Origin of the sequence: Rufibacter sediminis (genome assembly GCF_014269285.1) — a bacterium.
Lineage (GTDB): Bacteria > Bacteroidota > Bacteroidia > Cytophagales > Hymenobacteraceae > Nibribacter > Nibribacter sediminis.
In genome coordinates, this window is sequence record NZ_JACOAF010000056.1 from 1 (window position 1) to 3,066 (window position 3,066).

Annotated in this window: 3 protein-coding genes; all 3 read right to left on the reverse strand. The window is 49.5% G+C overall.

The window, feature by feature from the left end:
* Positions 1-152 precede the first annotated feature (152 nt).
* Complete coding sequence (locus H7U12_RS20750) at positions 153-1,391, reverse strand: DUF2264 domain-containing protein (RefSeq protein WP_186641754.1); 1,239 nt, start codon at positions 1,389-1,391, stop codon at positions 153-155.
* A 249-nt stretch (positions 1,392-1,640) separates the two neighbouring features.
* Positions 1,641-1,946, reverse strand: a complete 306-nt coding sequence (locus H7U12_RS20755; protein WP_186641756.1) for a hypothetical protein — start codon at positions 1,944-1,946, stop codon at positions 1,641-1,643.
* Positions 1,947-2,096: 150 nt separating this feature from the next.
* Entirely contained in the window at positions 2,097-2,711 is a 615-nt protein-coding gene (locus H7U12_RS20760) for an RNA polymerase sigma factor (RefSeq protein ID WP_186641758.1), read from the reverse strand.
* Positions 2,712-3,066: the final 355 nt, after the last annotated feature.

Consider the following 3,066-nt stretch of genomic DNA (forward strand, 5'->3'; position numbering starts at 1 on the left):
GCGGCTGTTTTCAGAAAAACAGCCGCAAAACAGATGGACACAGCCTTTAAGTGACAGAAACCTTACGACCTCCGTACCTTTTGAGGCGTTTCAGATTCTAAAAGTAACGAAATTATCTGGTCCTTTGAAAACGGACATCCCACAGACGAACCCTATTTCAGGTCCAGCGCATGATCTGCCGGTACAGACTGACCGCTCCAAGCTTTCACGGCGGTCCAGGGGGTAGCAGGCGCTGACCAGAAGAGATCGGTTTCGGGCAGGCCCAGAGGTAAGAAGATGGTGGCACACAGGTATAGGCTTCCGGTGGTGATGTAAAAATCCGCGACATCAGGCTGATGTCCGTACAACCCGATGTTCAGCCAGCCGTCTTTGGTGAAAGTGGAAGGCGCCTCCAGCGTCTTGTTCAGCACCGCGCTCAAGGCGCTCCTCACCTGCCCCGGGCTCAGCGACGCCGGCAACTGTTTCCGGTACGCCATATCCGCCAGGTGGTGGAAAGCTCCGCCTCTGTAGGTAATGGACCGACCAATCACCGGGAAACTACCATCGGTGTGGATCATGCGTTCCTGCAGCTCGGCGTAGCGCTGGGTGATCTTGAGCAGGTTGGGCGCGTACCAGTTGTAGCTCTTCCTTTTTTCATTCACCACGCTCAGAATGGTAGCCAGATACGGCTGAATAACATAGCTGTTGTAGTAATCCTGCGCAAAATTCATCCCATCTGAATACATGCCGTCGCCCACGTACCAGTGGTTGGCGAACTCGCGCACGCCATATTCTATGCGCACCGCGTCATATTCCAGCCCATACTGGCAGAAGAACGCCTCTATCATGCCCGTGAACAGGACCCAATTGGAGAACACTGGCACGGTGCCCCGGGTAGTTTTGAACGCGGTGACCACCTGCTCCTTCACCGGAGCACTGAGATTTTCCCACAGCCAGGGGCAACGCACCAAACCCAGCGCCAGGAAAGAGGCATCTACCAAAGGCTGGCCCCCGTTCCATTGCATGTAGTCTTTGGCCGCCGGGTTCACGGCATTTGCCACGGCCTGCAGCGCCCACTGCCTGTATTGTTGACGGAGCGCCACCTCCTCTTTGGACCCTCCCTCGGCGTTTAACCACGGCCCGATGCCGCTCATCACCCGGCCAAATGCCTCCAGATACGATACTTTCTCCCGAGAGCTCTTATTATCGATCTTGTTGGACAGCGCTACCGGCATTCTCTCCTTCAGGCGATCCTCGGCCAAATTGGACAGCACCGGCCGAACGATTTTATCCAAGTGGTTGAGCCAAACCGTTCTATCCTTCGCCTTGGCAGATTTTTTCTTTTGTGCCTGAACTGACAACCCGATCCCGCACAGCAAGAGGCATAACAGCACCTGTAACTTGAATTTCATCAACAGTAAATCTTTTGGTGGATGTAACATTTTGTGCTACCTGGCACATAAAAGTAGCGGGTGCTCCCCAGGCGTTTCAGAAGCCAGGCAGAGCACCCGCCCCAGTTTTCACACATGAAAGACGGTTTATAATCCGTAGAAAGAAACAGAGCTTCTTTCTACCTACAAAAATCGTATCACTCAACTGAAGCAGGAATCATTACTCAGCATTCTGGGAAACAAATTGACTTACAGCTTTACTGCACTCAATCAACCAGCACCAGTACCGGTTTTCTCCTGCTCCATTTCTGATGGCAACGCTACGCGACTGGCCTGCGTGATCTTATTCCAGAGAGAGGCTACTTTATCATCCGGGAGTTTGAATTCAGCGTTGTTCAACTGCAGAACCTTTTCTCTAGCCATCTCTACCGCCGTTGCCTGATTTGGATGACTGGCTATAAACTCACTCCAGAAACCATCCTCCCCCCTTTCTTCTCGCAACACCCAGCTCCAGAAGGAACTATCTTCCACAAGGTCATCAGAAGAATAATGCCTGTATTTCTGAAACCGATCCATCTCCAAATTTTATTCCTTAGTTCTATTATCAAGAGAATAACCGGAGGGGAATTGGACATGGTTGAACAACTATTTTTGAAAAGAACTTAAAATCAAGCTTTTCTGCCGCTCGTCTCTCTTCCCAATGAAAGGGCAATTAGGTCCGCCTCTTTAAGCCAGATGCACGTTCTGAACATTTTTTCTAAGCGACAGCAGTCCCCTGCTCACCAATTTGTACACGTTATCAATGCTCATGTTCATGGCCGTGGAGATTTCCTGGAAGTTGAGTTCTTTGTAAAACTTCAACAGGATGGCTTTCCGTTGGTTCGCGGGCAATAAACGTAAGCCCTGCTTCAAAGAAGCTTTCTGCTGCGCTTTGCCTTGCGCCAGCACCAGCAGGTCTTCAATGGAGTCATTTACCTCGGCGCACATTCTGTCCATCTCGGTGAAATCATCAAAGGTCTGCTCTCTTCTCTTTTGCCCCTCCCGATAGATTCTGCGCTTGATGGAGGCGTACAGGTAAAACCGGATGGATTTGGGTTGGGACAGGTTCGCTCGGTTCTTCCAGAGGTCCAGGAACAGCCCATGGATGCAATCCTCCAGCAGGGCTTCATCATCGGAGTACTTCCGGCCGAAATTATAGATCACCTGCACGTAGGTTCGGTAGAGTTCCGCGAAGGCCTCGCTGTCGCCTTCCTGGAAACGTTTCCATAAAACCGTATCAAGAGCATCTTTCGCCTGACCTAGAACCAAGTTTGTTGGGGTAGAGGTAGAAATTACTTTCATAGGGTAGAATTTAAGTATATGGAAACGTTTCCAGTAAGCTTCTAAAAATTAGCAATAGCTTATTCGGCTACTGCGTTTATGGGCTGCATTTGAAGAATTGACATAAAACTAGTTTTCTTTTATAATTAATGCAATAGGTGTACGAAAAACATTTATTCTTTTTTCAGGTTCTGAAATCTGCGTTTTCCTAGCACGCTAGGGAAAGAGCCATCCGCTTTTTATAGCTCTAGAAAGGTATTTTCTTGCTCTTACTGCATTTCCAAGGCGTTTTGGCTTAGGTGCTAAGCCTATAAGTAAAAACGGGCACTCCTCTTTTGGGGGCATTTTGAAGAAAATGCCCCCAAAAGAGGAGTGC

Bases quoted from the DNA above. Each gene is read 5' to 3' on its own strand.
- H7U12_RS20750 (WP_186641754.1), bottom strand. From the start codon at position 1,391: ATGAAATTCAAGTTACAGGTGCTGTTATGCCTCTTGCTGTGCGGGATC.
- H7U12_RS20755 (WP_186641756.1), bottom strand. From the start codon at position 1,946: ATGGATCGGTTTCAGAAATACAGGCATTATTCTTCTGATGACCTTGTG.
- H7U12_RS20760 (WP_186641758.1), bottom strand. From the start codon at position 2,711: ATGAAAGTAATTTCTACCTCTACCCCAACAAACTTGGTTCTAGGTCAG.